This is a genomic window from Pseudomonas sp. (assembly GCF_030696055.1).
GTDB lineage: Bacteria > Pseudomonadota > Gammaproteobacteria > Pseudomonadales > Pseudomonadaceae > Aquipseudomonas.
Genome location: NZ_JAUYNP010000164.1, coordinates 1 through 6,516, shown reverse-complemented (window position 1 = coordinate 6,516; position 6,516 = coordinate 1). Strand labels below are relative to the sequence as shown.

The following is a 6,516-nucleotide window of genomic DNA, read 5'->3' as shown; positions in this document are numbered from 1 at the left end:
ATTTCTCCGGTCAGTTCAACAAGGGCGACAAGATCTCCGGCACCATCAAGTCGATCACCGATTTCGGTATCTTCATTGGTCTGGATGGCGGCATCGACGGCCTGGTTCACCTGTCCGACATCTCCTGGAACGAAGTAGGCGAAGAAGCTGTACGCCGCTTCAAAAAGGGCGACGAGCTGGAAACCGTTATCCTCTCCGTTGATCCGGAGCGTGAGCGCATTTCCCTCGGCATCAAGCAGCTGGAAGAAGACCCGTTCTCCGACTACGTTGCTGTTAACGATAAAGGCACCATCGTGCGCGGCATCGTTAAAGAAGTTGACGCCAAGGGCGCAATCATCACCCTGGCCGATGGCATCGAAGCCACTCTGAAAGCCTCCGAAATCAGCCGTGACCGCGTTGAAGACGCGCGCAACGTGCTGAAAGAAGGCGAAGAAGTAGAAGCCAAGATCAGCAGCGTTGACCGTAAGAGCCGCGTAATTAGCTTGTCGGTCAAGTCGAAAGACGTTGAAGACGAAAAAGAAGCCATCAAAGAAATGCGCAAGCAGGAAGTTGAAACTGCTGGTCCGACCACCATCGGTGATCTGATCCGTGCGCAAATGGAAAACCAGAACTAAGTTCAGGTAATCCAGAAAAAGGGCGACTTCGGTCGCCCTTTTTTGTGTCCGTGATTTGTGTTGTTTGGAGTTAAGGGGGCTGTGATGGGGCTTCTCGCCGCTAAGGCCGGCCTGTCGCGGGTTACTGAATATTCCAGGGTGCGCGGTCTGCACTGCTGTGGGGTGGTGGGATTCGCTGGCAATATGTGATGTCTCGTGGGGCAGGGCCCCGCTGACTGCGGGAGCGTTTCTGACCTTTGCCTGAGTATTGCTTTTTCCTAACGCCTTGTTTTATAGGCTGTTCAAAACTGACCTGGCATGCTAAAACCGTTCTATCTAGTGATCTAGCCGCTTGAAAACGAAGGGAAAACCATGACCAAGTCGGAGTTGATCGAACGCATCGTTACCCATCAGGGCCAGCTCTCGTCCAAGGATGTCGAGCTGGCCATCAAGACCATGCTGGAGCAGATGTCCCAGGCATTGTCGACCGGTGATCGCATCGAAATCCGTGGCTTCGGCAGCTTCTCGTTGCACTACCGTGCACCGCGTGTGGGGCGTAATCCGAAGACTGGTGATTCAGTGCGGCTTGATGGCAAATTCGTGCCGCATTTTAAGCCTGGTAAGGAACTGCGCGACCGGGTAAATGAAGATGAGTGAGCGTGAGGCAGCGGGCCAGTCTTGAAATTCGGCTCCAGCTCAGTTGGTTCTCTGCCGAGATATTAGCGTGCGCGGTTGCTTGATCGTTTGTTTGTCCAGCTATTGCCGTTTCTCCTCTTCTATTCCCGCGCGTATGCAGTTAGGCTCGTTCTTGCGTAATGATCAGCCTCCGGATTAAGTGCTGCACTGAAGTCAGCAACCATATCTCGGACACCCCTTTGTCATTGTCCGCGTCCTGTGTAAGTGAGGGGGAAGAAGGCAGAGTTGTTTGTGGGTATCAGGGCGGCGGGATTACCACGAGAGTTCCATTAGTCAGCGTGCGCTCACTAAATCTTTGTCAAGACTTGTCATGTGCCCCTTAGCTGGCACAATGCAGCGAAATCTACGCTAGCGGCAAGGGTTCTTGCCCTGTACTCAGTTGCTCCAGGGCAAGCGGCAGCGCAACGGCTGGTCTCCACCGATGCTGCTTTCCCGTTGGCGATCCACCGTACTTTTTGAAGATGGACCTTTGTCGTGAATGCGATCTCCCCGGCGGTACAACAGACCTCGAACGATGAAATCGACCTGGTCGAGCTATTTCACTCGCTTTGGGAACAAAAGCTGCTGATTACGCTGGTGACCTTGCTGGTCGGCATGGCCGCTGCGGCTTATGCTTTCTTGGCTACTCCGGAGTATCAGGTGCAAAGTGTGTTGCATCCTGCGCCAATCAAGGATCTCGATACCCTGAATCGCACCGGTGTTTATGAGCTTTCACCTGACGTTGCCATGCAGCGCGTCGGGGCTGCCTTGGAATCGTATGACAGCCGCCTGGGCTACTTTCGTGCCAACCAAGGGCTGTTCGAGTCCCTGCGCCAGCCGAACCGAAGCCTCGAGCAAACCTTTGAAAGCTTCAATCAGAATGCCTTCAAGATGCTGCAGCCCGACCCGAAAAAGACCGATAACCTGAGCGCCTATGTAGGCATCCAGTTGACCTACCCCAAGGATGTCAATGGTGTCGCGCTTGTCAATGGCTTGGTCGAATATGCCGTTCAGATCGAGCGTGAGCGGGTCGCTTCCGATCTGGAAGCGGTGATCAAGAACCGCCTAAACCAACTCGAATTGCAGATAGCGGCGGGTCGTGCCAGCTACGAGGCGAGCAAGGAAGTCCAGATTGCCAAGCTGCTAGAAGCAGATAGCCTCAAGCGGGTGGAACTGCAAGACGAGCTGAAAGCATTGCGTCAGCAACTGAAGACTCGCCGTGACGACCGCATTACTCAACTGGATGAGGCGATCCGTATCGCCAAGGCTTTGGGCATCAGTAAGCCGACCACGCCTTCGGCTTTGGGTGAAGGGGAGCGTGCGGCACAAGGCAGTGTGATCCGCACCGAGATCAACAACCAGCAGATACCGCTTTACTTTATGGGTAGCGAAGCGCTGGACGCTGAACGTAACGCTTTGCAGCAGCGTCGTTCCGATGACTTCACTGAACCGCGCATCGCGCAGATCGCCAAGGAACTGCAACTGCTGCGCCACAACCGACAGGTTGAAGTACTCAATAAGCGCGAGAATGAAGATTTATTCCTCACGAACCTGGCCGTCTGGCGTGAGGAAGCCACACGCTTGCGTAACCTGAAGGTGGATGTTTCCAGCCTCAAGCTGGTTTCTATCGATCAGACCGCCGTGGAGCCATCACAGCCGATCAAGCCTAAAAAGGCGCTGATCCTGGCATTGGGCCTGGTGCTTGGCGGCATGCTGGGTTTGTTTATTGCCTTGTTACGTAATCTCATACGGCGGAAACCTAACGCTCAACTGGCCTGAATAAGGGGTAAGGGGTGGTCTGCAGTATTGGTCACGGCTTAGCAGGCCGCATCGGCGTGATCCCTCAATGGAGGATCACGCAGCGGTAGTCTGGTAACTAGTGCTATGCAGTTGCGACACAGTTTCTTAGTGGAAGAAAGTATTTCGACTGTTTTATCTCGGGCTGCAAGTTGAGCGCGCCAAGCGCGGGTGCATGCTCCATTGTTTCGCTGAGGTAAAATGAAGCCAGCAGTCCTTCTAAGATCAGGAAGTCTCGCAGCAGTAAATCCGGCGGCCACCCTTTTTGGGCTTGGGCAACTGCTCTTCAGTAGGCTGTTATGGCGACTGCCTACGTATGTGCAGTATCCGACCAAAACGGCGCTGCGGGCCATCGTCATCGTTGGCAACGGGGGGCTCCAAGGGCTAATCACCAACTACCTCAAGTCCATGCCGCGGATAAACGGCATAATGCGCGCTTCGTTGCTTGTCTGAGCAAAGGTATGCCAGGAAGCAGCATTCGGCCCGAGGGCCAAAAGGCGGATATCTCAGGCATAAGTGTCTGCTTGTCGGCCACCAGCACGGCACTATTTTGGTAAAAACAGATCAGAAGGGCTTAGTGAGCTTTGTTACTCGGATACGGGAATGACCGTCAGAGTTGCGTGCTGTGAAGCAGTAGCTGAATCGCACGGGCCGATATATTGCAGCGGGTGCTACACGAGCAAGCGGCAAGATGTGAAGGTCATAAATAGTAGGCTCATAAGCAAGATGGGCTGCAGCTTCCGCCAATCCCATGATCAAATAACCGCTACTTAGCTGTTTTGGTAATCGAATGACTTTAAAAACCCTGTGTGTGTTCGGCACGCGTCCAGAGGCTATCAAAATGGCTCCTCTCGCACTGGCTCTCGCCGCCGATGAGCGTTTCGATGCGAAAGTATGCGTTACCGGTCAGCATCGGCAGATGCTCGATCAGGTGCTCGATCTGTTCGAACTCAAGCCAGATTACGACCTGGATATCATGCGACCCGGGCAGGACTTAACCGACGTCACTACCGCCATCCTGCAGGGTATGAAAAAAGTGTTCAGTCAGTACCGGCCTGATGTCGTACTGGTTCACGGTGATACTGCGACTACGTTTGCTGCCACGTTAGCCGCTTACTACCAGCAGATCCCGGTGGCGCACGTTGAAGCAGGCCTGCGTACCGGCAATTTGTATTCCCCCTGGCCGGAAGAGGCCAACCGCAAGCTTACGGGTGCTCTGGCCGCGATACACTTTGCTCCGACCGAAACCTCAAAACAGAATCTGCTCAGGGAAGGCGTGACCCCAGGCAACGTTTACGTGACTGGTAATACCATAATTGATGCGCTGCTGGAGGTGGTGGCCAAGCTGGATAGCAATACGCCGCTGCAACAACAGTTCCGTGAGCAGTTCAGCTTCCTGCCGGAAGAGCGGCGGGTGATCCTCGTCACCGGTCATCGTCGCGAGAGCTTCGGTGGTGGTTTTGAGCGCATCTGCCAGGCGCTGGTGGAAACTGCCAAGGCCTTCCCTGATGTGGAAATCGTCTACCCCGTACACCTGAATCCCAACGTGCGCGAGCCGGTCAACCGCCTACTGGCAGGTGTTGACAACATCCACCTGATCGAACCACTGGACTACTTGCCTTTTGTGTACCTGATGAATCGAGCTTATCTGATCCTTACCGATTCTGGTGGGGTTCAGGAGGAGGCTCCCTCTCTCGGCAAACCAGTGCTGGTGATGCGCGATACTACCGAGCGCCCGGAAGCTGTAGAGGCTGGTACCGTCAAATTGGTTGGCACCGAAGTCACGGCTATAACCAGCAATCTGCATAGGTTGCTGACAGACAAGAAAGCCTATGAATGTATGAGCTTCGCCCACAACCCTTATGGGGATGGCAAAGCCTGTCAGCGAATAATTGAAGCATTAGTCACTAAAGGGTGATGCTGTGCCTGCATCCCTCTCATTAAGGGATAAGGATAGGGCGTTATCCCGCAACCCGGTGATATTTAAAGGGAAGATTCATGTCGTTTGAAACTATTTCCGTTATCGGTCTCGGTTATATCGGCTTGCCGACCGCGGCTGTATTCGCCTCTCGAAAAAAGAAAGTGGTTGGCGTCGACGTTAATCAAAAAGCTGTCGACATCATTAATCGCGGCGAGATTCATATCGTTGAGCCCGATCTGGATATGGTGGTCCATGCAGCCGTAACAGAGGGCTACCTCCGCGCCACGAGTCAGCCGGAGGCAGCGGATGCTTTCCTGATTGCAGTACCGACCCCATTTAAGGATGACCACGAGCCTGATCTTAGCTATATCGAATCCGCTAGCAAGGCGATTGCCCCGGTACTGAAAAAAGGCGATTTGGTTATTCTCGAATCCACCTCGCCGGTAGGCGCTACCGAGCAGATGGCTGTTTGGCTGGCTGAGGCGCGCCCTGACCTGAGCTTCCCACAAGCCCGCGGAGAAATGTCTGATATCCGCGTTGCCCACTGCCCTGAGCGAGTCCTACCTGGGCATGTGTTGCGTGAACTGGTACAGAACGACCGAGTAATTGGCGGCATGACGCCTAAATGTTCGGAAGCGGCCGTGAGGCTTTACAAGACCTTCGTGGAAGGCGAGTGCATCATCACCAGCGCCCGTACCGCGGAGATGTGCAAGCTGACGGAAAATAGCTTCCGCGACGTGAACATAGCTTTTGCGAATGAGCTGTCCATCATTTGCGACAAACTAGACATCAATGTATGGGAGCTGATCCGCCTAGCCAACCGGCACCCGCGGGTGAATATTCTCCAGCCTGGCCCTGGCGTAGGCGGTCACTGCATAGCTGTTGATCCCTGGTTTATTGTCAGCAAAACCCCGGAACAGGCCAGGTTGATTCGTACTGCTCGTGAAGTGAATGATGGCAAGCGAGAGTGGGTTATTAATAAAGTGAAACTGGCAGTGGCAGATTTTTTACAGGCTAACCCGGAGAAAACAACGAAAAACGTGACCATCGCTTGCTTCGGTTTGGCTTTCAAACCTGATATTGATGATTTGCGGGAAAGCCCTGCATTTGAAATAACAAAGAAAATTGCTGGGTTTCACTCTGGGCCAGTATTGGCCATCGAGCCTAATATTTCGGATTTGCCAAGTGATTGTCTTAATTTGACTTTGGTCGATCTTGAGGTGGGGATAAGGTCTTCCGATTTGAAAGTGATACTGGTTAAACATAAAGAGTTCCATTTGCTGGATGAGCCGCATGGTGTTTATGTTGATACGCAAGGGCTGTGGTCGGGATTGTAAAGTTGATAAGCAGAATATTTAAGATGATCGCTGCTTTGCATGAAAAGTGCAGGCGAGCTTGGTCTAGGCTAATTATGTATACGTACCGGTCACGGTTTAGTGGCTGTGGAAAGAAGGTAATATTCGACCCTGTCAGCTCAGTATTGTCATATGAAAGTATAGAGGTTGGTGATTTTGTTTTTATAGCTGGCGG

The 6,516-nt window shown here is 53.1% G+C and carries 5 protein-coding genes; all 5 read left to right on the top strand.

The genetic code is table 11. The features are described 5' to 3' along the window. Positions 1-614: S1 RNA-binding domain-containing protein (locus tag Q8Q83_RS09810; RefSeq protein WP_305623271.1), on the top strand; the 614-nt coding region annotated here is incomplete at its 5' end. 351 nt (positions 615-965) lie between these two features. After that, positions 966-1,250, top strand: coding sequence for an integration host factor subunit beta (gene ihfB / locus Q8Q83_RS09805; protein ID WP_090387490.1), 285 nt, complete (start codon positions 966-968; stop codon positions 1,248-1,250). A 513-nt stretch (positions 1,251-1,763) separates the two neighbouring features. Then, entirely contained in the window at positions 1,764-3,047 is a 1,284-nt protein-coding gene (locus tag Q8Q83_RS09800) for a Wzz/FepE/Etk N-terminal domain-containing protein (RefSeq protein ID WP_305623269.1), read from the top strand. 808 nt (positions 3,048-3,855) lie between these two features. Next, on the top strand, positions 3,856-4,983 hold the full coding sequence (gene wecB / locus Q8Q83_RS09795; protein WP_305623268.1) for a non-hydrolyzing UDP-N-acetylglucosamine 2-epimerase: 1,128 nt from the start codon (positions 3,856-3,858) through the stop codon (positions 4,981-4,983). A gap of 80 nt (positions 4,984-5,063) precedes the next feature. Next, a complete protein-coding gene (wecC, locus tag Q8Q83_RS09790) occupies positions 5,064-6,323 on the top strand; it encodes a UDP-N-acetyl-D-mannosamine dehydrogenase (RefSeq protein ID WP_305623266.1) in 1,260 nt (419 codons plus the stop codon). The last annotated feature ends 193 nt before the right edge of the window (positions 6,324-6,516 follow it).

Coding starts and splice junctions, on each gene's coding strand:
- ihfB (WP_090387490.1), top strand. CDS start 966: ATGACCAAGTCGGAGTTGATCGAACGCATCGTTACCCATCAGGGCCAG.
- wecB (WP_305623268.1), top strand. CDS start 3,856: ATGACTTTAAAAACCCTGTGTGTGTTCGGCACGCGTCCAGAGGCTATC.
- wecC (WP_305623266.1), top strand. CDS start 5,064: ATGTCGTTTGAAACTATTTCCGTTATCGGTCTCGGTTATATCGGCTTG.